23 protein-coding genes and 2 pseudogenes are annotated in these 24,044 nt (G+C 72.9%); 12 read left to right on the forward strand and 13 right to left on the reverse strand.

What is annotated here, in order from left to right; translation table 11 throughout:
• From PKE99_RS22250 to PKE99_RS22260, 3 genes and pseudogenes are all read right to left on the reverse strand, one after another.
• Window positions 1-354, reverse strand: a pseudogene (locus PKE99_RS22250) (hypothetical protein); the annotation flags it as partial.
• Between the two features lie 171 nt (window positions 355-525).
• Window positions 526-1,488 carry a hypothetical protein gene (locus PKE99_RS22255; protein ID WP_051737825.1) on the reverse strand — a complete coding sequence of 321 codons (963 nt, stop codon included), beginning with the start codon at window positions 1,486-1,488 and terminating at the stop codon, window positions 526-528.
• Between the two features lie 145 nt (window positions 1,489-1,633).
• Window positions 1,634-2,506 (reverse strand): LytR/AlgR family response regulator transcription factor, encoded by an 873-nt coding sequence (locus PKE99_RS22260; protein ID WP_037049154.1) that lies wholly within the window; start codon window positions 2,504-2,506, stop codon window positions 1,634-1,636.
• A gap of 272 nt (window positions 2,507-2,778) precedes the next feature.
• On the opposite strand from PKE99_RS22260, the gene PKE99_RS22265 reads away from it, so the two are divergent.
• From PKE99_RS22265 to mftD, 3 genes are all read left to right on the forward strand, one after another.
• Window positions 2,779-3,897 carry a CE1758 family FMN-dependent luciferase-like monooxygenase gene (locus PKE99_RS22265; protein WP_037049153.1) on the forward strand — a complete coding sequence of 373 codons (1,119 nt, stop codon included), beginning with the start codon at window positions 2,779-2,781 and terminating at the stop codon, window positions 3,895-3,897.
• Window positions 3,898-4,336: 439 nt separating this feature from the next.
• Complete coding sequence (locus PKE99_RS22270) at window positions 4,337-4,636, forward strand: hypothetical protein (protein ID WP_037049152.1); 300 nt, start codon at window positions 4,337-4,339, stop codon at window positions 4,634-4,636.
• Between the two features lie 287 nt (window positions 4,637-4,923).
• Window positions 4,924-6,102, forward strand: coding sequence for a pre-mycofactocin synthase MftD (mftD, locus tag PKE99_RS22275; protein WP_037049150.1), 1,179 nt, complete (start codon window positions 4,924-4,926; stop codon window positions 6,100-6,102).
• Between the two features lie 16 nt (window positions 6,103-6,118).
• Here the strand turns inward: mftD and PKE99_RS22280 are convergent, their stop codons facing one another.
• The 4 genes from PKE99_RS22280 to PKE99_RS22295 all read right to left on the reverse strand — a co-directional run bounded on the left by PKE99_RS22280 (window position 6,119) and on the right by PKE99_RS22295 (window position 10,924).
• Window positions 6,119-8,047, reverse strand: coding sequence for a flavin-containing monooxygenase (locus tag PKE99_RS22280; protein WP_037049149.1), 1,929 nt, complete (start codon window positions 8,045-8,047; stop codon window positions 6,119-6,121).
• 99 nt (window positions 8,048-8,146) lie between these two features.
• Window positions 8,147-9,040, reverse strand: coding sequence for an ABC transporter permease (locus PKE99_RS22285; RefSeq protein WP_037049146.1), 894 nt, complete (start codon window positions 9,038-9,040; stop codon window positions 8,147-8,149).
• Window positions 9,030-9,842, reverse strand: coding sequence for an ABC transporter ATP-binding protein (locus PKE99_RS22290; protein WP_156067776.1), 813 nt, complete (start codon window positions 9,840-9,842; stop codon window positions 9,030-9,032). The genes PKE99_RS22285 and PKE99_RS22290 overlap by 11 nt, the downstream gene beginning before the upstream one ends.
• Window positions 9,839-10,924 carry an ABC transporter substrate-binding protein gene (locus PKE99_RS22295; protein ID WP_037049143.1) on the reverse strand — a complete coding sequence of 362 codons (1,086 nt, stop codon included), beginning with the start codon at window positions 10,922-10,924 and terminating at the stop codon, window positions 9,839-9,841. Before PKE99_RS22295 ends, PKE99_RS22290 begins: the two co-directional genes overlap by 4 nt.
• Window positions 10,925-11,377: 453 nt before the next feature.
• Between PKE99_RS22295 and PKE99_RS22300 the strand changes: the two genes are divergently transcribed.
• The 7 genes from PKE99_RS22300 to PKE99_RS22330 are packed head-to-tail and all read left to right on the forward strand — an operon-like array spanning window position 11,378 to window position 17,635.
• Window positions 11,378-12,601, forward strand: coding sequence for an ABC transporter substrate-binding protein (locus tag PKE99_RS22300; protein ID WP_051737824.1), 1,224 nt, complete (start codon window positions 11,378-11,380; stop codon window positions 12,599-12,601).
• On the forward strand, window positions 12,598-13,359 hold the full coding sequence (locus PKE99_RS22305; protein WP_037049141.1) for an ABC transporter ATP-binding protein: 762 nt from the start codon (window positions 12,598-12,600) through the stop codon (window positions 13,357-13,359). The genes PKE99_RS22300 and PKE99_RS22305 overlap by 4 nt, the downstream gene beginning before the upstream one ends.
• On the forward strand, window positions 13,356-14,084 hold the full coding sequence (locus tag PKE99_RS22310; protein ID WP_037049140.1) for an ABC transporter ATP-binding protein: 729 nt from the start codon (window positions 13,356-13,358) through the stop codon (window positions 14,082-14,084). Before PKE99_RS22305 ends, PKE99_RS22310 begins: the two co-directional genes overlap by 4 nt.
• Window positions 14,081-14,935 (forward strand): branched-chain amino acid ABC transporter permease, encoded by an 855-nt coding sequence (locus PKE99_RS22315; RefSeq protein ID WP_037049138.1) that lies wholly within the window; start codon window positions 14,081-14,083, stop codon window positions 14,933-14,935. Before PKE99_RS22310 ends, PKE99_RS22315 begins: the two co-directional genes overlap by 4 nt.
• Window positions 14,932-15,948, forward strand: coding sequence for a branched-chain amino acid ABC transporter permease (locus PKE99_RS22320; protein WP_051737823.1), 1,017 nt, complete (start codon window positions 14,932-14,934; stop codon window positions 15,946-15,948). Before PKE99_RS22315 ends, PKE99_RS22320 begins: the two co-directional genes overlap by 4 nt.
• Window positions 15,945-16,571, forward strand: coding sequence for a TetR/AcrR family transcriptional regulator (locus tag PKE99_RS22325; protein ID WP_037049137.1), 627 nt, complete (start codon window positions 15,945-15,947; stop codon window positions 16,569-16,571). The genes PKE99_RS22320 and PKE99_RS22325 overlap by 4 nt, the downstream gene beginning before the upstream one ends.
• A complete protein-coding gene (locus PKE99_RS22330; protein ID WP_037049134.1) occupies window positions 16,568-17,635 on the forward strand; it encodes an NAD-dependent epimerase/dehydratase family protein in 1,068 nt (355 codons plus the stop codon). The genes PKE99_RS22325 and PKE99_RS22330 overlap by 4 nt, the downstream gene beginning before the upstream one ends.
• 96 nt (window positions 17,636-17,731) lie before the next feature.
• Here PKE99_RS22330 and PKE99_RS22335 read toward each other — a convergent pair whose 3' ends face one another.
• Both PKE99_RS22335 and PKE99_RS38850 read right to left on the reverse strand, forming a co-directional pair.
• Window positions 17,732-18,046 (reverse strand): Lrp/AsnC family transcriptional regulator, encoded by a 315-nt coding sequence (locus tag PKE99_RS22335; RefSeq protein WP_306470748.1) that lies wholly within the window; start codon window positions 18,044-18,046, stop codon window positions 17,732-17,734.
• 6 nt (window positions 18,047-18,052) lie between these two features.
• Window positions 18,053-18,160 (reverse strand): annotated as a pseudogene (locus PKE99_RS38850) (winged helix-turn-helix transcriptional regulator); the annotation flags it as partial.
• Window positions 18,161-18,174: 14 nt separating this feature from the next.
• On the opposite strand from PKE99_RS38850, the gene PKE99_RS22340 reads away from it, so the two are divergent.
• Both PKE99_RS22340 and PKE99_RS22345 read left to right on the forward strand, forming a co-directional pair.
• Window positions 18,175-18,807, forward strand: coding sequence for a LysE family translocator (locus tag PKE99_RS22340; protein WP_037049131.1), 633 nt, complete (start codon window positions 18,175-18,177; stop codon window positions 18,805-18,807).
• 221 nt (window positions 18,808-19,028) lie between these two features.
• Complete coding sequence (locus PKE99_RS22345; protein WP_271214908.1) at window positions 19,029-20,348, forward strand: HNH endonuclease signature motif containing protein; 1,320 nt, start codon at window positions 19,029-19,031, stop codon at window positions 20,346-20,348.
• A 269-nt stretch (window positions 20,349-20,617) separates the two neighbouring features.
• Here PKE99_RS22345 and PKE99_RS22350 read toward each other — a convergent pair whose 3' ends face one another.
• The 4 genes from PKE99_RS22350 to PKE99_RS22365 all read right to left on the reverse strand — a co-directional run bounded on the left by PKE99_RS22350 (window position 20,618) and on the right by PKE99_RS22365 (window position 24,042).
• Entirely contained in the window at window positions 20,618-20,794 is a 177-nt protein-coding gene (locus PKE99_RS22350) for a hypothetical protein (RefSeq protein WP_156067774.1), read from the reverse strand.
• A gap of 146 nt (window positions 20,795-20,940) precedes the next feature.
• On the reverse strand, window positions 20,941-22,599 hold the full coding sequence (locus PKE99_RS22355; protein ID WP_051737821.1) for a long-chain fatty acid--CoA ligase: 1,659 nt from the start codon (window positions 22,597-22,599) through the stop codon (window positions 20,941-20,943).
• 80 nt (window positions 22,600-22,679) lie between these two features.
• The gene (locus PKE99_RS22360; protein ID WP_081924439.1) at window positions 22,680-22,862 is read right to left on the reverse strand and encodes a helix-turn-helix domain-containing protein; all 183 of its coding nucleotides are present in this window, start codon (window positions 22,860-22,862) and stop codon (window positions 22,680-22,682) included.
• Between the two features lie 13 nt (window positions 22,863-22,875).
• Window positions 22,876-24,042 carry an acyl-CoA dehydrogenase family protein gene (locus tag PKE99_RS22365; protein ID WP_037049129.1) on the reverse strand — a complete coding sequence of 389 codons (1,167 nt, stop codon included), beginning with the start codon at window positions 24,040-24,042 and terminating at the stop codon, window positions 22,876-22,878.
• Between the last annotated feature and the right edge of the window lie 2 nt (window positions 24,043-24,044).

A 24,044-nucleotide genomic window follows, 5' to 3' on the forward strand; every position in this document is an offset into this window, starting at 1 on the left:
GGGCACGTCCGGGCGTTCGGCGCCGGCCGCGTGCCGCCGGGAGGGCCAGGGCTCCCGCGGGGCGGGCGCGTCGCCGGACCGGCCGGAGCCGTTCGCGACCCCGTTGCGGCCGGTGGGGCCGCCGCCCGTGCCGCCGTCGACGCCGTTCAAGCCGGAGCCGCCGGTGCCACCGGAGCCGTTCGCGGGCCGCCGGGGCGGTGCGGGCTCCTGCACGAGGGGCCGCTCGGCGCGGCGGGGCCAGGGCTCGCCGGAGTGCGCCGGGCGTCGTCGGGAGGGGAGCTCACCGGGATCCCGGACGTCACGGAGCTCCCGGACGTCCTCGCGGGCGCGTCCGGTGCGTGCGTCGTCGGCCACGTCGGACACCCCCTTCTCCACAGCGACTCGGGACCGTACGTGCTGGTACGTGTGGCGGGGGTGTGCGGGTGTCCTCGTCGCGAGGGCACCGGGTCCACCGCCGGCACGCGGGATCTCGGCGGCGAGATCCCGGCGAGGATACTGCCCGTCACGACACGGCCGGGGGTACCCCTACTGGTAGGACACGAACACCGGCCGGACCGGCCCGACGGCCAGCGTGTCGGCCGGGTCGAACATCGGCCGGTCCTCGTCGTAGAAGTTCTTCCAGCCCCAGGTGACACCGGCCGGGACGGCCTGGTGCAGGCGGTCCCAGGTCTCCATCTTCTCCGCACGCGTGCCGAAACCGTCGGCGTGGAGCACGACGGACAATTCGTCACGGTCCGTGACCAGTTGCTCCCGGTCCCGGATCATCTGGGCCTGGAACTGGTGCAGCATCAGCAGTTTCTGCGGCAGGCGTGCCTCCCGGCTGAGATCGGCGAGCCAGGTCGCGACGGCGTTGACCTCCGCCGCATCGACGAAGCCCACCTGGACGCGGTGCTTCTGTCCCGCGCGCAGCCGCCACTCGGGGTCGAGGGCGAGGCCGACGTTCGGCCGCCGCAGCAGGTCGGTGTAGCGGCGGGCCTGGGTGAGGAAGTCGCTGCGGCCGGGCTGGAGGTCGAGCACCACGTACATGCCCGCCGCGGCGGCCGCGTCGACCCACGGGACCAGGTCCTCGGGCGCGGACTCGTTCGAGTAGTCGCCGTCCGCCCCGGGGGCCGAGCTCGCGACGGTCGCGATGATCTCGAACGCCGGCACGACGGGTTCGCCCGTGAGCGGGGCGTACCGGTCGGCGAGGTCGCGGGCGCGCTGCACCGAGGCATCGACGCCCTGTTCCCCCAGCACGCCGAGCGCGGGCGCGCCCGGATGGCCGTAGAGCGCGACCATCGTGCGGCCGGGGAAGAGGACGTGTCCGCCGCCGGGCAGCTCCGGGACGGGCGGCGGCGCGGACGTGGTCGGTGATGCCGCCGTGGGCGGGGCGGTGGACGGCGGGGCGGCCGCGTCGAGCGGGGCCGCGGCGCTGGTCGCGCACCCGGCGAGCACGAGAAGGACACCGAACAGGGGGAGCAGGAGCCGGATCCGTCGCGTCGCCGCCATCGACGATCACGCTAGGTGACGCCCGATCGGGCGCGCCCGACGACACGCGGTGCACGACGAAGGGTGCACCCGGTCGGCGCAGCGGTCGGTGGTGCGCCGGACGGTCGGTCCGGTGTGAGGTGCAGGGCCCGGTCGGTGGCCCCGGTCAGCGGATGCGCGCGAGCGGGCCCGTGGGCCCCTCCTCGCGCGGCGGGCGGCCGCGGAGGATCCGCTTGAGCGCGGCGGTGTGCCGGCGGCTCACCGGCAGCTCCGGCGCGCCCGGCCCGTGCCCGATCCGCACGACGTACCCCGAACCGGACAGCCGCAGCTCGGTGATCAGCGGCAGCGAGACGAGGTACGCGCGGTGGATCCGCACGAACCCGGCCTCGCGCCAGCGCTCCTCGAGCACGGACAGCGGGATCCGGACGAGGTGGCCGCCCTCCGTGGTGTGGAGGCGGGCGTAGTCGCCCTGGGCCTCGACGAACCGCACCGTGGACCGGGGGACGAGCTTGGTGGTGCCGGCCAGCTCGACCGGGATCACCTCGTCCTCCGGCGGCTCGGGCCGCGCGGGCGGGCCCTGCGGGGCGGGCCGGGCCGGCATCGGCCTGCTCTGCGCCTTGGTGGCGATGGTGCGGTCGATCGAGCCGGCGAGCCGCTCGGAGCGCAGCGGCTTGAGCAGGTAGTCGACCGCGCCGATCTCGTAGGCGTCGACGGCGCGGTCGTCGTGCGCGGTCACGAACACCACCGGCGGCGGCGAGGCCATGGCGGACAGGACGCGGGCCAGCTCCAGCCCGTCGAGGCCCGGCATCCGGATGTCCAGGAACACGACGTCCACCCCGGACTCGCCCGGGCCGGCGCCCGGCCGGCTCCCGAGGATGCGGAGGGCCTCCGTCGCGTCGGGCGCCGTGAGCACGGTGCCGACGCGGTGGTCCTCGTTCAGCAGGTGGGCCAGTTCCTGAAGCGCCGGTTCCTCGTCGTCGACGGCCAGGACCGTCAGTCCGTCCGAGACCTGCGTGCTCACGAGCGCCTCCTCGTGCATGTCGGGGAGCGGGCCGGGGAGCGGGCACCGCCACCTGTCGTGCCCCGACACCTGTGGGTGACTGCCGGCACAACGCTAGCGAAGGGGTGCGCCCCGCTCGACGACCGGTCGACGGCTGTTCCTCCCGCAGAGGCGAACGGCCCTACCGCGGGCCGGGCACCGGCGTGTCCCCGCATGTCCAGTCCGCGACCGACCGTCCGGGAACACCGGACGACCGTTCACCGTTCCGTCCGGTTGCCGATGCAATCATCGTCGGCGACGAGGGGGAGCACATGCAGTTCGGGATCTTCACGGTCGGGGACGTCACCACCGACCCGACGACGGGCGCCACGCCGAGCGAGCACGAGCGGATCCGGGCGATGGTCCGGATCGCCGAGCACGCGGAGGCGATCGGCCTGGACGTCTTCGCGACCGGCGAGCACCACAACCCGCCCTTCGTGCCGTCCTCGCCGACGACGCTGCTCGGCTACGTCGCCGCCCGCACCGAGAGGCTGGTGCTGTCGACCTCGACCACGCTGATCACGACGAACGACCCGGTGAAGATCGCCGAGGACTTCGCGATGCTGCAGCACCTCGCGGGCCCCGAGCGCGTCGACCTCATGCTCGGCCGCGGCAACACCCCGCCGGTCTACCCCTGGTTCGGCCACCGGATCCAGGACTCCGTGGCGCTGACGGTGGAGAACTACCAGCTGCTGCGCCGGCTCTGGGACTCGGAGGGGCCGGTCGACTGGGAGGGCCGCTTCCGCACCCCGCTGCACGGCTTCGTCTCCACGCCCCGCCCGCTCGACGGCGTCGCGCCCTTCGTCTGGCACGGCTCGATCCGCACCCCCGAGGTCGCCGAGATCGCGGCCTACTTCGGCGACGGCTTCTTCGCGAACAACATCTTCTGGCCGCCGGAGCACTACACCCGCCTCATCGGCCTCTACCGGCAGCGGTTCGAGCACTACGGCCACGGCCCGGCGGCGGCCGCCACCGTCGGCCTGGGCGGGCAGTTCTTCATGCGCCGCAACAGCCAGGACGCGTGGGACGAGTTCCGGCCGTACTTCGACGTCGCGCCCGTGTACGGCCACGGCCCGTCCATGGAGGACTTCACCGAGCGGACCCCGCTGACCGTCGGCAGCCCGCAGCAGGTGGTCGACCGGACGCTGACCTTCCGCGGGCACTTCGGCGACTACCAGCGCCAACTGTTCCTCGTCGACCACGCGGGTCTGCCGCTGAAGACGGTCCTGGAGCAGCTGGACCTGCTCGGCGAGATCCTGCCGACCCTGCGCGCCGAGTTCGAGGCGCTCCGCCCGCACGGCGTCCCGTCGGACCCGCCCACGCACGCGGAGCGGGTCGCGGCGCGGGCGGCGGCGGAGGCAGGGGTCGAGGACGCGCCGGCCGGCGTCTGACGTCACTCTTCGTGGTCGGCGTCCGGCCGGCACCACCCCGAGACGTGCGGCGGCGCCGGATGGTTCCCGTTCGCCCCCGGATGTGATGTTGACCCGCCGTGACGGTAACCCGGTTGCCGCAGTCGCGGCGGCACGGGCACTCTGGACTCCGTGATCGTGACTCGGGAGGTGGGAGCGGTGCCGCACGTGCCGCCGTCGCCGTGCCGTCACGGTCGCCATGCGCGCGGCTGGTGTCGCGGTCACTGACCGTTCCCCCGCCCGTCGCCCGTCCCGGAGATCCCCGATGCGCCCCCTGTGCTCGTCCCGGTGCCTGATTCGTCCGTTCCTGAGCCGTCGTCGCCCCGTCGACCATCTACGGACCGCGAGCGCACTCTGTCGGGCCGGCCTCCAGGCACCCGCCGATCCCGCCGCCGTTCACGTTCGTCCGTAGGAGTACGACATGACCGCCCCGATCCACGACCGGGAGGCCGCCACCCCGGCGCCCCGGGCCGAACAGGCCGCCGACCTCGACCCGCCGACCGTGCGGCTGCCGAGGCCGACCCGGGACGACCGCCGCACCGAGATCGTCGACCGGCTGCTCGACGCGCTGGAGGACCTCGTCGCCCGGCACCGCGCCCTGGCCGGGAACCCGGCGCAGGTCGACCTGCACGCCGAGCTCATCGCGGCCGAGGTCGCGCACGAGCTCGCGGTGACCCGCGCGGCCCTGCGCCGGGCACCGCACCTGCGCCGGACCGGCTGAGACCTTTCCGACGGCCCGCTTCCGACGGCCCGCTCCCGACGGCCCGCTCCCGACGGCCCGTTCCCGACGGCCCGTTCCCGACGGCCCGCGACGCACCCCGCGTCGCGGGCCGTCGGCGTTCACGGCCGTCCGCGCTGTTCACGGGCACCCCGGCCGCCCGGAGGAGGCCGGTCCTGACCCTTCGGAGGGGCTCGGGACCGGGATGCCGGGCCGCACTATGGCACCGAGTGCCGAAATAGTAGGGTGGCCGCAGACACGCGGATCCGAGCTGCGAAGGGGCAGGCGCGATGGCCAGCACGAAGAACTGGTTCGAGACGATCGCCGAGGCACAGCGGAGGGCCAAGAAGCGCCTGCCCCGCTCGGTGTACCTGGCGCTCGTGGCGGGCACCGAGAAGGGCGTCACGGTCTCGGACAACGTGGAGGCGTTCAGCGAGCTCGGGTTCCGCCCGCGCATCGCCGACCTGCCGGCGCAGCGGAACCAGGCGACCACGGTGATGGGGCAGGACATCTCCTTCCCGGTGATCATCTCGCCGACGGGCGTGCAGGCCGTCTACCCGGAGGGCGAGGTCGCCGTGGCGCGCGCCGCCGCCGGGGCCGGCACGGCGATGGGCCTGAGCTCGTTCGCGAGCCGGTCCATCGAGGACGTCGCGGCCGTGAACGACAAGACCTTCTTCCAGATGTACTGGGTGGGCTCCCGCGACCAGCTGCTGGCCCGCGCGGAGCGCGCGAAGAAGGCCGGGGCCAAGGGCCTGATCATGACCCTGGACTGGTCGTTCGACTCCGCCCGGGACTGGGACGCCCCGATGATCCCGGAGAAGGTGAACCTCAAGGCGGCGCTGCACTTCGCGCCCGAGGTGCTGCGCAAGCCGCGCTGGCTGTTCGACTTCGCCAAGACCGGCAAGCTGCCCGACCTGACCACCCCGAACCTGGCGATCGGCGACGAGGCGCCGCCGACCTTCTTCGGCGCCTACTTCCAGTGGATGCAGACCCCGCCGGTGACCTGGGCGGACGTCGCCTGGCTGCGCGAGCAGTGGGACGGCCCGTTCGCGGTCAAGGGGATCATGCACCCGGACGACGCCCGCCGGGCCGTCGACGCCGGCTGCACGGCGATCTCGGTGTCCAACCACGGCGGCAACAACCTCGACGGCACCCCGGCGTCGATCCGCGCGCTGCCGGCGGTCGTCGACGCGGTCGGCGACCAGATCGAGGTGCTGCAGGACGGCGGCATCCGGCGCGGCTCCGACGTGGTGAAGGCTCTCGCGCTGGGCGCCAAGGCGGTGCTGATCGGCCGCGCCTACCTCTGGGGCATGGCCGCCGCGGGCCAGCACGGCGTGACCAACACCCTCGAGGTGCTGCGCCAGGGCATCGACTCCACCCTGCTCGGCCTGGGCAAGTCCAGCATCCACGAGCTGTCCCGCGACGACCTGATCATCCCGGAGAACTTCGCCCTGAGGGCCAAGTCCTGATCCGGCCCCGGGGGCCTCACCGCACGACGAGGTCCCCGGGCTCCGGGTGGCGCAGCCACCGCCACATCTCGGTCCCCTCGAACGGGCAGTTCGCGGCCGAGCGGCCGTGCGCGTTGCGGTAGTAGTTGTCGACCCGCGGGTCGCTCCAGGTCCGGGTGCGCTCCCGGGCGTCGAGCGCGGTGTTGTAGGAGTCGTAGGCCTCCTCGGTCACCTCGACCGACGAGCGTCCGGACAGCACCAGCTCGGCCACCCGGTCCAGCGCGAACCGGGTCGTCATCTCGGAGAAGGTCACCACGCCGAGACTGAACGGGTTCATGTTCGGCCCGTAGAGCAGGAAGAAGTTGGGGAAGCCCGGCAGCATGGTGCCCAGCCAGGCCCGCGCCCCGTCGCGCGCCCACAGGTCCTCCACCCGCCGCCCGCCCCGGCCCCGGATCTCCATCGGCCAGAGGAAGTCGTTGGCCCGGAAGCCGGTGGCGTAGACCAGCACGTCGAGCGGGTGGTCGGCGCCGTCGGCGGTGCTGACCCCGGTCGCGGTCACCTCGGTGATCGGTGCGGTGACCAGGTCGACGTCGTCGCGGAGCAGGGTGTCCACCACGCTCAGCCCGGGATCGACGACGACGGGCCGTGCGGACATCGGCGGATGGTCGGGGGTCATCGCGGTGACCAGGTCCGGCCGGCCCGCCAGCTTGCGCTGCAGGAACTCCAGCCGCTGCTCGCGCAACCGCGCGTTGAGGGCGCTGAGCGTGTGCGGGTCGGACCACTCCGGGTCGATGGTGAACGCCGCGCTCTGCACGTGCGGGCCGGACAGCCAGCTCACCCGGAGCCGCTGGAAGTTGCGGTACCAGGGCACGTTGCGGTCCAGCCACGTCGCCTCCGGCGGGAACGCCGTCCGGTAGCCGGGCCGGTCGAACACCCACTGCGGGGTCCGCTGGAAGATCGACAGGTGGCCCGCGGTCCCGGCCAGCTCGGGTGCCATCTGGTAGCTCGTGCAGCCCGAGCCGATCACCCCGACCCGGGCGCCCTCGAGGTCGAGGCCGGCGGGCCAGCGGGCGCTGTGGAAGGCGGCGCCCTCGAAGAGCTCCGCGCCGGGCAGGTCCGGGATGTTCGGCCGGGCGAGGAAGCCGACCGCGCTGATCACGGCGTTGACGGCGATCTCGCGCTCGCCCTCCGGCGAGGCGAGCGTGACCCGCCACCGGGCGGCGGCCTCGTCCCACACCGCGGAACGGACCTCGGTGTCGAACTCGATGTGCGGCCGCACGCCGAAGGTGTCGGCGACCCAGTTGAAGTACTTCTCGTTCTCCGCCTGCTCGCAGAAGGGGTTCGGGTACTCGTAGTCCACGCCGAACAGGTGCGTGTAGGCGCGGCTCGGGGTGTCGACGCGCGCGCCCGGGTACCGGTTCTCGTACCAGGTCCCGCCCACGCCCGGGTTCTTCTCGACGACCGTGTACGGGATCCCGGCGCGCTCCAGCTGCACCGCGGCGCCCAGTCCGCCGAGCCCGGCACCGATGACGAGGACGGAGAAGCCCGCGAGCGCCTCCGGATCCGGCGTCCGCGGCCACCGCAGCCCCCGTGCGAACGGGTCGACGGCCAGCTCCTCGGTCCAGCACTCCAGCTCGTCGGCGGGCAGCTCGACGCCCGCGACCAGACCCATGCTGCGCGGCAGCCGGTCCGCGGGGCCCAGCGGCAGGTCCGGGGCGCCGCGGTCGCGGTGGGCCGCGAGGAACCGCAGGGCCTTCTCGCGGACCAGCGCGGCGTCGGCCTTGTCGGCCAGCCGCATGGCCTCGGCGTTGCCCGCCGGGGCGAGCGTGACCGGGAGCCGCGCGAGGGACTCGTCCCCGGTGAGCTGGTACAGCAGCCCGCGCAACGTCATCGGATCGGCGACGGCGAGCGCGGCGCGGATCTCGTCGTCCGTCGCCCCGCCCAGCTCCTGGCCACTGTTCGTCATCGAACGGCCTCCCCCTCGAGGAACGCCTCCGACGTTAAGACGAGTGCATGAAGGTTGGCAATGCTCTCTTCCGGGTGGGCGCCGGGTTCGGCTCCGGGCTCAGCTGAGGGCGAGGCCCCGGGCCCGCAGCACCCGGCGCTCGAGCGGCCGGAACACCAGCAGCTCGATCCCGATGCCGACCACGAGGATCAGCAGCACCGCCGAGAACACCGCGGCGATGTCGTTGAAGTCGCTGCCGTTCTTCAGGTACGCACCCAGTCCGATGCCCAGGGCCGGCCCGGCGGCGATGATCTCGGCGGCCATCAGCGAACGCCACGAGAAGGCCCAGCCCTGCTTGCAGCCGGCCAGGTAGCCGGGCAGCGCGGCGGGGAGCAGGACGTGCCGGGCGCTCGCCAGGCCGCGGGCGCCGAGGACCCGGCCGACCCGCGGCAGGATCGGCGGGATCTGGTCGATGCCCGCCACCAGGCCGTTGGCGATCGACGGCACCGAGCCGAGCAGCACCACGAAGTAGATCGTGGCGTCGGTCAGGCCGAACCAGAGCACCGCCGCGGGCACCCACGCGACCGACGGCAGGCTCTGCAGGCCGGACAGCAGCGGGCCGATGGCCGACCGCACCACCGGCACCTTCGCCACCAGCAGGCCGAGCGGCGTCGCGATGACCAGCGCGATCGCGAAGCCGAGGAAGGCGCGGCTGATCGAGGTCCACAGGATCGACCAGATGCTGCCGTCGGCGACGATCGTGAGGAACGAGTCCCACACCGCCATCGGCGCCGGCAGCTTGAACTCCGGCAGCACCGCCGAGGCCCACACGACCTGCCAGATCACCACGATCAGCACGAGCGCGACGACCGGCGGCAGCACGCTCGACGACGCCCGCCGCCACCACGGAACGCGGTTGACCGTCGGGGTGTCCAGGGCGTCGAGCCCGGCGAGCGCCTTCGCGCTGTCGTCCGTGCTGCTCCCGCCCTGGCGTTCCACGAGCTCAGGCGGCATGGCTGGTGATCACCTGTCGCAGCCGGCCGGTGATCTCGTCGTGCAGCTCCGGCCCGTGCTCGTCGACGCTCCACTCGCGCACGACCGTGCCGGGCCGCGACGAGAGCAGGACGACGCGCTGGGAGAGCCGGACGGCCTCGCGGACGTCGTGGGTCACGAAGACCACGGTGGTGCCGGTGGCCTCCCACACCCGCAGCAGCTCGCCCTGCAGGACGTCCCGGGTGATCGCGTCGAGCGCCGCGAACGGCTCGTCCATGAGCAGCAGGCCGGGGGCCCCGCCCTGCGCGCTGCCGTCCGTGCTGGTGGCCGCGGCGAGCGCGCGGGCCAGCGACACGCGCTGCCGCATGCCGCCGGAGAGCTCGTGCGGGCGCTTGTCGCCCACGCCGTCGAGCCGGACGAGCTCGAGCAGCTCCCGGGCCCGCTCGCGGCGGGCCCCGCGGCCCTGCCCCGCGAGCTGCAGCGGCAGCTCGACGTTGCGCGCCGCGGTGAGCCACGGCATGAGCGCGGCCTCCTGGAACATGAACGACGGGCGCGCCGTGTTCACCGACACCGTGCCGGTGGTCGGCTCCTCCAGCCCGGACAGCAGGTTGAGCAGCGTCGACTTGCCGCAGCCCGAGGCGCCCAGCAGGCAGAGGAACTCGCCGTGGGCCACGCGCAGGTCGATCCCGCGCAGCGCCGTGACGGCGCCCGTCCCGGTGCCGAAGGTCTTGCCGACCCCGGACAGCTCCACCGCGGTGTGCGCGGTGCGGCCCCGGCGGGCGTGCTCGATCTCGGACTCGATGCTCGTCGTCACCCGTCTCATCCCTGCTTGTCGAGGCCCGCGGCGTCGACGGGGGTCTGCCCGGCGGCCTGGCGGACGGTGTTGAGGGCGGTCACGTCGACGAAGCCCTGCAGGTTCGTCTCCGTCGGCGTGGCGCCCGCGGTCACGCTGTCCTCGGACAGCTGGGGGAAGGTCGAGGCGAGCGGGTCGCTGTCGAAGCTGAGCTCGGAGAAGGCGCGGTCGAGCACCGGCTGGGAGAGCGACGAGTTGGTGATCTGCTTGATCGAGTCGTTCGTGATCTTCTTGGCCTCGTCCGGGTTGGAGCTGGCGAAGTCGATGGCCTTCAGCTCACCGCGCAGCAGGGCCTCCACGGTCTGCGGGTGCTCCTGGAGGAACTGCGTGCGGACGATCAGCACGGTGGTCGGGAACTTGCCGTCCGGCCACAGCGACTTCTCGTCGACGAGGACCGTGGCGCCCGCGTCGACCAGCCGCGAGCTCCACGGCTCGGGCAGCCAGCCGCCGGAGACCTGGCCCTGCTTGAACAGGTCGAGCGTGCGCGGGTTGTCGATGTTCTGGACGGTGACCTTGTCCGGTCCCTCGCCGATCTCGAGGTTGTTCTCCTTGAGCCACTTCTTGAGCGCGACGTCCTGCGTGTTGCCGGCCTGCGGGGTCGCGATGGTCTTGCCCTTGAGCTGGTCCGGGGTGGTGATGTCCGGGCTGGTCACGAGCTGGGCGCCGGCGGAGGTGGAGCCCGCGATCAGCCGGACCGCCTCGCCGTCGGACTTCGCGAAGGCGTTGATGGCCGGGCTGGAGCCGATGAAGCCGGCGTCGAGGGAGCCGCCGAGCAGGGCGTTGACCTCGTCCGGGCCGGCGTTGAAGGTCTGGGTGGTCAGCTTCGTGCCGCTGCCCAGCTCCTGGGCGAAGTAGTTCTGGGCCACGCCGATCAGCGCGGGCGCGTGCGTGATGTTGGGGAAGTAGCCGAGGCGCAGCTCGGTCGCGGGGGAGGTGCTCGTCGGAGCCGCGGGGGTGCTCTCCTGCGCGCGCGAGCAGCCGGCGGCCAGGCCGACGGCGGCCAGGGCGGCGAGCAGGACGGTCGCGCGGCGGCGCAGGGCGGGGGCGAACATGGGCGGTGGTGGGTCCTTCCGGGGCACCGGTCCGCCCCGGACCGGCCGGGACGACCCGGCGGGTTGCGGTGCGCGTCAGACGGCGCGGGCGCTCGGGCGGGGTCGGGGCAGGGCGCGACGACCGGTGCCCGGGGTCCGGGCGGGCTCGTCGGCCCTCAGCGACATCCCTCGTCGAACGCGTGGCTCCGGCGCGAGGGCCAGAAGCGCTCGAGATCGAACGACCGCAGCGCGGGAGGCGGGACGGGGGACCCGTCACCGTGCGCAGCGGCCGTCATGCCCCCATCGTGCGACGTGCGCGCGGACCGGACAACCACGCGACCGGATCCCGGGACTCGCCCGCAATTGACCGGACATCCGTATGCGTAATGCGGATGCCTTGACCTCCCGGGGTCGCTCGGCGACCATCGGGCGTCATACCGAGTAGTACGGTCAACGACGACCTGGAGGACCCGGGTGCGTGTCACGAAGGTGTGGACGGCGGTCTGTGCGCTGGTCGGCGCGATCGCCCTGACGGCGGGCTGTGCGAACACCGGCTCGGCCCCGCAGGGCGGGTCGGGCGGCTCCGGCGCCGCCAGTACGTCGGGCCCGGTGAAGGTCGGCGTGATCGTGCCGCTCAGTGGCCCGGCCGGCCCCAACGGGCAGGACGTGCTCGACGCCATCCAGGTCCAGGCGGATGTGATCAACGCCGAGGGCGGGGTCCTCGGCCGGCAGCTGCAGATCGTCGCCAAGGACGACCAGAGCAACCCGGCCAACGGCGTGAGCGCGGCGACGCAGCTGGCGAGCGAGGGCGTGTCGGTCGTGATGGGCGGCTGGAACTCGCCCGTCACGCTGGCCATCCAGCCCGTGCTGGTGCGGGCCGGGATCCTCAACATCACCACGATCCCGCAGAACGCCACGATCCTCGGCAACGCCGACCCCGACGCCGTCCGGCTCAACGCCGGCAACGCCGTCGGCGCCTACGTCGCGGGCCAGTACCTGGCGAAGAACCTCGGCGCGAAGTCCGTCGGCTACCTGCTGGAGAACGACGCCTACGGCAAGGACCTGGGCGCGCTGCTCACCGCCCAGCTCCAGCCCGCCGGGGTGGCCGTGGCCTCCGAGCAGACCTTCGACTACTCCGCCACGGACTTCCGCGTGCCGCTGTCGAACATCCAGGGTGCGGCGCCGCAGGCCGTCTTCTCGGCCAACGCCGCCGAGTCGTCCGGGATGCCGGCGCTGGCCCAGCAGTACGCCCGCTCCGGGATCGGCGCGCCGCACGTCGCCGCGCTCGGCACCGTCTCGCCCAAGGTGATCGACCTGGCCGGGGGCACCGCCGTGGACGGGCTGTACTCCGCGGACATCTACTTCCCGGACGTCGCGCCGTTCAACGGGTACCCGGAAAACCAGAAGTTCGCCGACGCGTTCCGGCAGAAGACCGGCAACCCGCCCGACAAGTACGCCGCGCTCGGCGCGCAGAGCGTCGACGTGTGGGCCGCCGCGGTGACCAAGGCGGGCACGCTGGACCGGCAGCCGGTCGCCGACGCCATCCACGGGCAGACCTTCACCGACACCGTGATGGGCGACGTGACCTTCACGGACAAGGGCCAGATGCAGACGAAGGTGTACGCCTTCACCGTCGAGGGCGGGAAGATCAAGGTCCTCGACGAGGTGCCGGTCCCGGCCGAGGTCTGGAACTCGTGACCGCCCTCCGCGTGGAGGGCCTCTCGGTGCGGTACGGCAGCCTGCAGGCGCTCGACGACGTGTCGTTCGCGGTCGACGGCGGCGAGATCCTCGGCGTCATCGGCCCGAACGGCGCGGGCAAGAGCAGCAGCTTCGCCGCGGTCACCAACGTGGTGCGGCGCAGCGGCCGGGTGCTGCTGCGCGGCGCGGACACCGACGGCGTGCCCACGCAGGTGCTGGCTCGGCGCGGGCTGCGCCGGACCTTCCAGCAGAACTCGTTCTTCGGCGGCCTGACGGTGCTGGAGAACGCGATGACCGCGTTCCAGGTGGAGCGCGGGACGGGGCTCGGCGGCGCGATCGTCACGCCGTGGCGGGAGGCCCGGGCGCGGCGGGAGTGCCGGGCCGCGGCCCGCGCGCTCCTGGCGGACTTCGGCATCGCCGAGCGGCACCACGACACCCGTCCCGACGACCTGCCGTACGGCCTGCAGCGCGTGCTGTCCGTCGCCCTGGCCCACGGCCCCGGCGCGGACGTGCTGCTGGTCGACGAGCCGGCGGCCGGAGTGGGCGGCGACGACATGCGCGCCCTCGCCGACCTGCTCCGCGAGCTGCGGGAACGCGGCCTCGCGATCGTGCTGATCGAGCACCACATGGACCTGGTGATGGAGATCGTCGACCGGCTGCTGGTGATCGACCGCGGCGAGACGATCGCCTACGGCCCGCCCGCCGAGGTGCAGCGCGACCCGCGGGTGCTCGAGGCCTACCTGGGGAGGACGGCGTGAGCGCGCTGCTCGACGTCGCCGACCTGCGGGTGCGCTACGGGCACAGCCTGGCCGTCGACGGGGTGTCGGTCCGGGTGGGTGCCGGCGAGCTCGTCGCCGTCGCCGGGGCCAATGGTGCCGGCAAGTCGACGCTGGTCGACGCCGTCGCCGGATGGTCGCGCGGACGTCCCGCCGTCACCGGGTCCGTGCGGCTCGCGGGGCAGGACGTCGGCCGGCTCGCGGCCCACCGCCGCGCCGGGCTCGGCCTGGTGCTGGTCCCGGAGGGCAAGGGCGTGTTCGACGGGATGACGGTCCAGGAGAACCTGCGGGTGGTGCGTCCGCCCCGGGGAACCGCCGGCCGCCCCTACTCGGTCGACGACGTGCTCGACGTGTTCCCGCGGCTGCGCGAGCGGATCGCCGCGCGCTGCTCGACCCTCTCCGGCGGCGAGCGGCAGATGGTGGCGATCGGCCGCGCGCTGCGGGCGGCCCCGCGCCTGCTGATCCTCGACGAACCCTCGGTCGGCCTGGCCCCGCGGCTCGTCGTCGAGGTGCTCACCCACATCCGCGACCTGGTCGACGCCGGGCTGTCCGTGCTGCTCGTCGAGCAGAACGTGCGGGCCGCGCTCGAGGTCGCCGACCGGCTCCACCTGCTCGACCAGGGCCGGATCGTCGCCTCGGGCACCGCCGCGCAGATGCGCGAGGACGACCGCGTCGCCCAGGCCTACCTGGGAGGGCTGGGCCCGTGATCCTCGCCGCCCTGGTCAACGGGCTCGCGCTCGGCGCGGGCTACGCACTCCTCGCCGTCGGCTGGACGGTGCTGCTCGGCGCCGCCCGCCTGGTCAACTTCGCGCACGGCCAGCTCTACATGCTCGGCGCCTTCGTCACCTGGTTCGCGATCAGCCGTTTCGGGCTGCCCTACGGGGTCGCCGTCCCGGTCGCGCTGGTGGTCGTCGCCGTGCTCGGCGTGGTCCTGCAGCTGCTGATGACCCGGATGACGCTCGACCAGAACATCGTCAACCTCATGCTGGTCACGCTCGCGTTCGGCTACCTGCTGCAGGGTGGGGCGGCGCTGCTGTTCGGCGGTGACCCGCAGACGATCGACAGCCCGCTGCAGCAGCAGGACCTCGCGCTCGGGGCCGCCCGGTTCACGGGCCAGGACGTGCTGATCGTGGTGCTCGCGCTGGCGTTCTACGCGCTGACCTTCGTGGTCCTCGGCCGCACCGACCTCGGCCGGATGGTCCGCGGCGTCGCCGAGGACCCGAAGCTCGCCCAGCTCTACGGGATCGACGCGGCGCGCGTCTACCTCGCGGTGTTCGTGTTCTCCGCGGTCTGCGCGGCGCTCGCGGGCGCGGTCGTGGGGCCACGCAGCCCGATCCTCACGTCCATGGGCTTCGAGGAGGTCATCGTCACCTTCCTCGTGGTGGTGCTCGCGGGCGTCGGCAACCTCGTCGGGGGTCTCGTCGTGGCCATCGGACTCGGCCTGTTCACGGCGTTCTTCGGGACGTTCTTCCCGCCCGCCTACTCCACGGCCGCGGCGTTCGTCGTGCTGCTGGTGGTGCTCGTGGTCCGCCCGCAGGGACTGGCGGCCCGCCGATGACCGCCGACGTCGCGACCCGGGGGACGACCGGCGCGCCGGCCGCGCGGCGCGTGCCGACCTGGGCCCGCGCGCTGCTGTGGGTGGTCCTGGTCGCGCTCGCGTACCTGCTCCCGTCCCTGCTCGGCGGGTCGGACCGGATCTACACGACGGTGGTGCTGGTCGCCATCTTCGCGATCATGTCCTACGGCGTCGACGTCGTCCTGTCCTATCTGGGCGAGGTCAGCCTGGGGCACACGCTGTTCTGGGCGGCGGGCGCGTACACGACCGCGATCCTCGCCGTGCGGTCCGGCTGGACGCCGATTCCGGCGCTCCTGGCGTCGATCGTGGTGACGGTGCTGCTCGCGCTGCTGCTCGGCCTCGCCACCCTGCGGACGCGGGAGTTCGTGTTCTCGCTGGTCACGTACGCGGCGGCGATCATCGGGCTGACGGTCGTGCAGAACACGCAGGCCCTCGGCGGGTCCGACGGCGTCGTCGGCGTCCCGTTGCTCGAGCTGCCGGCGTTCGGCGGGACCTACGTCGCCCGCACCAACGCCGAGCTGTGGCCGATCGCGCTGGTCTGCCTCGTGCTCGTCGTGCTGCTCGTGGCGCGCTTCCGCCGGTCCCGGCTGGGCACCACGGCGCTGATGGCGCAGATGAACGGCGAGCTGTCCACGGCGATGGGGGTCGACGTCCGGCGCACCCGGATGCTGGTCTTCGTGCTGTCCGCGCCGATCACGGCGCTCGCCGGCTGGCTCTACGCCTACCAGCGCAGCTACGTCAGCCCGGACCTGCTGTCCCCGACCTTCCTGCTGTTCATGCTCACCGCGGTGATCCTTCCGGGCCGCCGGCTGCTGCTCGGACCGCTGGTCGGGGCGCTGCTGCTGACGAGCCAGCAACAGCTCGCCTCGCTCGGCGGCGACGCGGACAAGATCGTGCTGGGCGGCGTCCTCGCCGTGGTGCTGCTGGCCTCGCCGACCGGGCTCGTCGGGATCTGGCACGGCCTCGTGCGGCGGGTGCGAGGATCCCGGCGGTGACGCGCGAGCTCTCCCGGTCCGGCGCGGGCCCCGGACGCCAGGACATCCTCGAGGCCGCCGCGGTGGCCTTCACCCGCAACGGCTACGACGCCACCACCATCGACGACATCGCCGACGAGCTGCGGGCGACCAAGGGGCGGGTCTACCACTACTACCGGAGCAAGGCCGACATCTTCCTCGACGTCGTGCTCACCGGGATCCGGGACCTGCTCACCGAGGTGCGGCCGCTGGCCGAGGCCGAGGGCGACGCCGTCGAGCGGCTGGAGCGGATGGTGCGCCGGCACGCCGCGAAGATGATGACGCGCAACGCCTTCCAGCGCGTGGCGGTGCAGGCGGTGGAGATGCGGCGGCTGGGGCAGGGCCCGCGCTACGAGTCGCTCCACGACATCGTGCGGATGCGCGACGAGTACGAGCAGCTCTTCGCCGACGTCGTCGCGCAGGGGCAGCGCGAGGGCGCGTTCCGCGGGACCGACCCGCGGCTGGCGACCAAGCCCGTGCTCGGGGCGCTCAACTGGATCACCGTCTGGTACGACCCCGAGCTGGCCGGGGAGGACGGCGTCGGGCAGATCGCCGACGAGTACGCCGAGTTCGTGGTGGGTGGGCTGCGGAGGGGGAGCGGATGAGCGAGGCGCGACGGGTGCTGGTCGCGGGGGCGAGCGGGCTGGTCGGGGAGGCGGCGGTCGAGTCGTTCGCCGAGGCGGGCTGGGAGGTCGTCGCGCTGTCCCGGCGCCCGCCGGCGCGCCCGGTGCGGCACCTGGCCGTCGACCTGACCGACGCCGCCGCGACGGCCGAGGCGGTGGCCGACCTCCGGCCGTCGCACCTGGTCTACGGGGCGCTGCACGAGAAGCCGGGCCTGATCCGCGGCTGGCGCGAACAGGACCAGATGCGGACCAACCTGGCGATGTTCCGCGCGCTCCTCGACCCGCTCGCGCCCGGCCTCGAACACGTCACGCTGCTGCAGGGCACCAAGGCCTACGGCGTGCACCTGCACCCGATCCCGGTGCCCGCGCGGGAGCGGGCCCCGCGGGACCCGCACGAGAACTTCTACTGGTTGCAGGAGGACCACCTGCGCGCCTCGGCCGCCGAGCACGGGTTCGCCTGGACGATCCTGCGCCCGCAGATCGTGGTCGGCCCCGCGACCGGGGTGGCGATGAACCTGCCGCCGGTCATCGGCGTGTACGCCGCGGTGCGCCGCGAGCTCGGCCTGCCGTTCGGATATCCGGGCGGGGCGGGCATCGCGAGCGAGGCCGTGGACGTCCGGCTGGTCGGCGACGCCGCCCTGTGGGCCGCCACCGCCGAGACGGCCCGCGACCAGCACTTCAACCTCACCAACGGCGAGGCCTTCAACTGGCGCGACCTCTGGCCGGCCCTCGCCGACGAGCTCGGCATGGCCCCCGCGCCGGACGAGCCGGTCCGGCTCGCGGAGTACCTGCCCGCGCACGCCGACGTCTGGCGGCGGATCGCGGAGCGGGAGGGGCTCGTCGAGCCCTCGCTCGACGCGCTGCTGGGGGAGTCGCACTTCTACGCCGACTACTGCTTCGCCCACGGCGCCACCGAGGCGCGGCCGCCGGCCCTGGTCAGCACGGTCAAGGTGCGGCAGGCGGGGTTCGGCGACTGCTACGACACCGAGGAGTCCTTCCGGCACTGGATGCGGGTGCTGCGGGAGCGGAAGGTGCTGCCGGGCTGAGGAGGCCCGGAGCGGGCTCCACGAACCTCGTTCCCCGCGGCGCAGCGGACGGGGACGAGCGTCGACCCTCGCCGTCCACAGGCCGTTCTGGGAGCCTCACGTACTGAGGATCTCCGATTTGATGGTCTTCATGGCAAAGCGCGACTGCAGTCGTCCGAGTCCGGGCAGCGCCATCAGCTGTCGGGTCATGAACTGCTCGTAGGTGGGAAGGTCGGCGACCGCGACCAGGGCGAGGTAGTCGGGCCGGCCGAACATCCGGCGAGCCTCGACGACCTGCTCGAACGCCACCAGGGCCGCCTCGAAGGCCTCGACGGTGTCCTTGCCCTGGTCGGCGAGCTCGAACTCGACGTGGACCTCGAACGCGCGCCCGATCATCGACGGGTCGATCCGTGCGTGATAGCCCAGGATCACGCCTTGCTCCTCGAGACGGCGGACCCGGCGCAGGCACGGCGAGGGGGTCAACCCGACCCGGTCGGCGAGTTCGGTGTTGGTCAGCTGAGCGTTCCGGCGCAGCTGGTCGATGATTGCGCGATCCGGAGATGTCCGCGCTGCTGGCCTTCGCCGGCGTCGCCGCGACCCTGATCATGGTCCCCGGCCCGGACTGGGCCCTGGTCCTCGGCGCGGGCTCGCGACGTGGGTTCGTCGCACCCTCGGTCGCCGGTCTCGCCGTGGGCTACGTCCTGACCACCGCGGTGGTCGTAGCCGGCGTGGCGCCCCTCGTGGCGGTCCAACCGGCGGCACTGCTCCTGCTGACCCTGGTCGGTGCCGTGTACCTGCTCTACGTCGGGGTCGGCATGCTGCGCCGCCCGACCACCGACGCGCCACCGGGAACCCTCGCCCCGAGGAGCGTGAGCCTGGGTAGAGCCGTTCGCCAGGGTGCCGGGGTCAGCGCGCTCAATCCCAAGTCCTTGCTGTTCTTCCTGGCATTCCTGCCGCAGTTCGCCGACCCGGGCGGTCCTTGGCCTTTCGCCGTCCAGCTGGCCGTCCTCGGCGGCACGTGGATCCTGCTCGCATCGATGTTCTACGCCTTCCTCGGCTACACCGCGCAACGCTCCCTCCACCGGCGACCCACGCCGGCCCGCATCCTCACGCGCATCTCGGGGGCGGCGATGATCCTCGCCGCCCTCGTCCTGCCCCTCGAACAGCTCGTCCTCCACATCGCACACACCTGACAGCTGGCACGCGGGCAGCGCCGCGCTGGGAGGTCCGGGTTCCAGCTGGACCTCGGCGCGATCCGAGGTCTCGCGTCTCTCGTGGATGTCCGAGTGTCCGGATGCGCTGGAACATGGCGCCGAGGCAGCCACAAGTCCTCGGGTGATCAACTCTTCGTGCGGGGCCGCTGAGCTGCAGACTTTACCTTGTGTTCGAAGTGTCGTTCGAGTAGTCTCGGATCATGCTCCCCAGCCCGGTCGCCGACGCGCGCCGCCTCCTGGACGAGGCCGTCGACGCGCTCGCGGCCGCGGTCGGGCAGGCCTCGGCGGCCGAGCTGGTCGAGGTCGTGACGATCGGCGAAACGGTCACGCGGCGGCTGGAGCGGATCGGGGTCGACGCGGTGGCCGGGCTCGACCGGCACGGCACCTTCGCCGAGCACGGCTACGCCTCGCCGACCCGGGCGCTGCAAGATCTGCTGCGGCTCGACCGCGGGGTCGCCGCGCAGCGGGTCGCGGTGGCCGAGGCGGTCTGCCCACGGGTCGGGCTCGACGGCGCCGCGCTGCCCGCGAAGCTGCCCGCCACGGCGGACGTGTTCGCCGCCGGGGACACCTCCCTGGCCCACGTCTCGGTGGTCGCCCGACTGTTGGCCTCGCCGCCCGCCGGCCGGCTCTCCCCGGAGATCTGGGCCGGCGCGGAGATCCAGCTGGCCGGCGCCGCCGCCACCTACACACCTCGGGAGTTGCAGCAGTGGGGCACCGCGCTGCTCGACGCGCTCGACGCCGACGGCCCGGAACCCGACGACGCCCCGCCGCCGCAGGTCAACGAACTACGCCTGACCCGCTACGCCACCAAACCCGGCGGGCGGCTGGTCGGCCGCTACGACGACGCCGCCCTGTTCGAGGCGATCGCCACGGCCCTCGATGCGAAGGCCGCGCCCCTCACCGCCGACGACGACCGGACCGCCGCCGAACGCCAGGCCGAGGCACTGGCCGAGGTGTGCGGCTGGGTCCTCGAGCACGGCGAGCTGCCGTCGGTGGGCGGGCGGCGCCCCACCCTGACCGTGCAGATCCGCCTCGAGGACCTCGAACAGCGCGCCCGGGCCGGGATGCTGGAGTTCGCCGGACAACTGAGTCCGACCGCGCTGCGCCAGTTGGCCTGTGACTGCGGGGTCGTGCCGATCGTGCTCGACGGCCAGGGCCAGCCCCTGGACGTCGGCCGGCTCACCCGCTCGATCCCCGACGGGCTGCGCCGCGCGGTGACCGCCCGCGACGGCGGTTGCGCGCATCCCGGCTGCGACTGCCCACCATCCTGGTGCGAGATCCACCACGTCACCCCGTGGGAACACGGTGGCCATACGGCCCTGGGGAACCTGGTCATGCTGTGCAAGGCCCACCACCGCCAGATCCACTCCACGGACTGGGTGGTGCGCCTGCGCGACGGGATCCCGGAGTTCATCCCGCCCGCCTGGATCGACCCCGACCAGATACCCCGCAGGCGACCCCGCCCCTCGAACCTCGACCGATCGGACGAGGGACGACGGCGCATCGCGCAGCTCGTGTAGGCCCCGCGGCTGCGGGGCTGCAGCGCTGTGCCCACCGCGGACCTCCGCGCGGATCCCTCAGCCCTCCCGCGGAGGCAGCCCGTCGACGTGACTGGTCGCCCGCTGCTGCGGTCGGTCGCGGTCTCGTCTACTTCTACTTCGCGAAGTCCTGCACGGGGCGGCGCTCGGGTTCGCTCGTGCATCGCTGGGCCGAGCGGGACGGCAGCTACCCCGACCTGGTCGCGCAACGGTCGGAGACGCTTTCGCTGCTCCTCGGGCTTCGAGCCCCCTCAGCAACCATCCTCCACGGTCGGCGCGAAGAGACCCCAGGCCCCGCAGGACAGGCACTTGCGGTAGCTGACCGCGCCGTCCGAGGTGTGGTGGTGCGACCCGGCGGCCCAGGTGTGGCGGTGTTCCGGGTTCGGCAGGGTCCGGCCGGGCCGGACCGTGATGAGCGTGGTGGGCATCGTCGTTCCTCTCGTGGGTTCTTGCCGGACCGTCCGGCCGGGGCTCCTCGCCCTGCACCCACGCTCTCGTCTCCCGGCCCCATCGAGGATCCGGTGACCGACGGACGTCCCGCCCGATGCCCGGGTCGACCGATCGGCCGACCCGCTCAGCCCGCGCCCAGCGCCGCCTTCGCCCGCTCCAGCCCCTCGTCCGCGACCACCCCGCGGATCGCCTTCTTGTCGTACTTGCCGACGCTCGTCTTGGGCACCTCGGGCACGAACAGGAACGTGTCCGGGATCCAGAACTTGATGAACCCCTCGGCGAGCAGGTGGTCCCGCAGCTCGTCCGCGGTCAGGGAGGGATCGCTCGGCACCACGCAGGCCAGCGGGCGTTCGAGCCACTTCTCGTCCTCGATCCCGACGACGGTGGCCTCGGCGACCTTGGGATGCAGCATGAGCGAGTTCTCCAGGTCGATGGTGGAGATCCACTCGCCGCCGGACTTGATCAGGTCCTTGGAGCGGTCCTTCAGCAGGACGTAGCCCTCGGGGTCGATGCAGCCGACGTCGCCGGTCCTGAGCCAGCCGTCGATCATCGAGTCCTTGGTCCGTTCGTCCTTGTAGTACTCGGACGCGGTGAACGGGGAGCGGACGAAGAAGTCCCCGATGGACTGCCCGTCCCAGGGCAGCTCCTCGCGGGTCTCCTGGTCGCACACCTTGATCTGCAGCAGCGGGATCGGCAGGCCCTGGGTCTGGCGCAGCGCGTAGATCTCGTCGTCGTCCCCGTCGGCCAGGGTGGACTTGAGCGCGAAGAAGCAGATCTGCGGGGAGTTCTCGGTCATGCCGTAGCCCTGCATGACCTCGCAGTCGTACTCGTCGCGGAACCACTTCATGACGGCCTTCGACGGCGCCTGCCCGCCCAGCCAGAGCGTGGAGAGCGTCGACAGGTCCCGCGGCCGGTCCGACGCGCGGACGGCGTCGCGGATCATCGTCCCGATCGTCACCGCCGCGTTCATCCCGGTCACGCCGAGGTCCTCGATGATGTCGACGTAGTCGGCCGGCGACGGGTGCGCACCCGGCAGTACCAGCGTGGCGCCCTGCAGCAGCGCGGTGTGCGGGATGTTCCAGCCGTTGCAGTGGAACATCGGCGCGACCTCGAGCCACACCTGCGACTCGCTCATGTTCAGCTTGTCGTGCATGGCCAGGCACATCGCCTGCAGCACCATCGCCCGGTGCGAGTACACGACGCCCTTCGGGTCGCCGGTGGTCGCCGAGGTGAAGCACATCGCCGAGGCCGAGTGCTCGTCGAACTCCTCGAACTGCGCGTCCTCGTCGGCGGCGGCCAGGAGCTCCTCGTAGCAGTGGACCGGGAGCGGCAGACGGTGCTCGGGCACCGAGTCGGCGAGCACCACGACCGCCTCGACCGTGGGCAGGCCCAGGTCCAGCAGGTCGGCGACGAGGTCGAGCTGGTCGACGTCGACCAGCAGCAGGCGGTCCTCGGCCTTGTCGATGGTGAACTTCTGCTGCGCCGGGGAGAGCCGCAGGTTGATCGTGTGCAGCACGGCCTGGATGCCGGGCACGCCGAAGTAGGTCTCCAGGTGCCGGTAGTGGTTCCAGGCCAGCGTGCCGACCCGGTCGCCCGGCCCGATGCCCAGCGTGCGCATGGCGTCGCCGAGCCGGCGGGCCCGCTTGCCGAAGTCCCGGTAGGTGTAGCGGTGGTACTCGCCCGGCCCGAGCCGGGTGACGATCTGCTTGTCCGCGAACAGTCGCTCCGTACGCCAGAGGAACGAGTGCAGGAGCAGCTGGCTGTCGAACATCAGACCACGCATGGGCGCCTCCACGGTGAGACCCGGATCGCGGTGGAGCGTGACATGCTACTGATCCGCCGGGCAACCCCCGGCGGCTCCGATCACCCCTTCCGGACCTCCCGCGCGGTGCCTCCGAACCGCGCGCGGAAGGCCCGGCTGAAGTGCGAGGCGTCGACGAATCCGCGGTCGAAGGCCAGCTCGGAGATGGTGCGGTGGCGCTGGGTGGGGTCGAGGAGGTCGGCGCGCACGGCGTCGAGCCGCTGCGCCCAGATCCACTCGGCCAGGGAGCAGCCCGCGTCAGTAGCTCCGCGGCAGCCCCAGCACGTGCTGCGCGAGGTAGTTCAGCACCATCTCCTGCGGCACCGGGGCGATCCGCTGCAGCCGGGCTTCCCGGAAGTACCGCTCCACGTGGTACTCGCGGGCGTAGCCGAAGCCGCCGTGGGTCTGCACGGCGGCGTCGGCCGCCTGGAACGCGGCCTCGGCGGCGAGGTACTTGGCGGTGTTGGCCTGCTCGCCGGCGTGCAGTCCGCGGTCGATCCGCCAGGACGCGTCGCGGATGACCAGCTCGGCGGCGCGCAGCCGGGCGTGCGCGTCGGCGAGCGGGAAGGCGATGCCCTGGTTCGACCCGATCGGCCGGTCGAACACCACCCGCTCGCCGGCGTAGGCGACGGCGCGGCGCAGCGCGGCCCGCCCGATGCCGAAGGCCTCGGCGGCGATGAGCACACGTTCGGCGTTGAGGCCGTCGAGCAGGTAGCGGAAGCCCGCGCCCTCCTCGCCGACCCGGTTCTCCACCGGCACCCGCAGGCCGTCGTAGACCACCTCGCAGGAGGCGACGGCGTTGCGGCCCAGCTTGTCGATCGGCGAGATCGTGACGGCCGGGTCCTGCAGGTCGGCGACCAGCAGCGTCATGCCCTGGGTCGGCTTCGCGGCCTCGGCGCGCGGGGTGGTGCGCACGAGCAGCAGCACCTTGTCCGACTCGAGGGCCTTCGACGTCCAGACCTTGCGCCCGTGCACCACGTAGGCGTCGCCGTCGAGCACGGCCCGGGTGGTGACGTTCGTGGTGTCCAGCCCGGCGTCGGGCTCGGTCACGCCGAACGCCACGTGGAGCTTCCCGGACGCGACGTCCGGGAGTACGCGGTGGCGCAGGTCGTCGCTGCCGTGCAGCACCACCGGGTGCATCCCGAAGATCGACATGTGGATCGCGCTGGCGCCGTTCATGCAGGCTCCGGACGCCGCGACCTCCTCCAGCACGATCGACGCCTCGGTGATCCCGCGCCCGCCGCCGCCGTACTCCTCCGGCATCGCGATGCCGATCCAGCCGCCCTCGGCCATCGCGGCGTAGAACTCCCACGGGAACGTGTGGGTGCTGTCCCGCTCGCTCCAGTAGTCGTCGTCGAACCGGGCGCAGACCGCGCGCACCGCCTCGCGGATCAGCCGGTGGTCGTCCTCCTCGGTGAAGTCCACAC

The sequence above is a fragment of the Pseudonocardia halophobica genome, assembly GCF_027922425.1.
Lineage (GTDB): Bacteria > Actinomycetota > Actinomycetes > Mycobacteriales > Pseudonocardiaceae > Pseudonocardia > Pseudonocardia halophobica.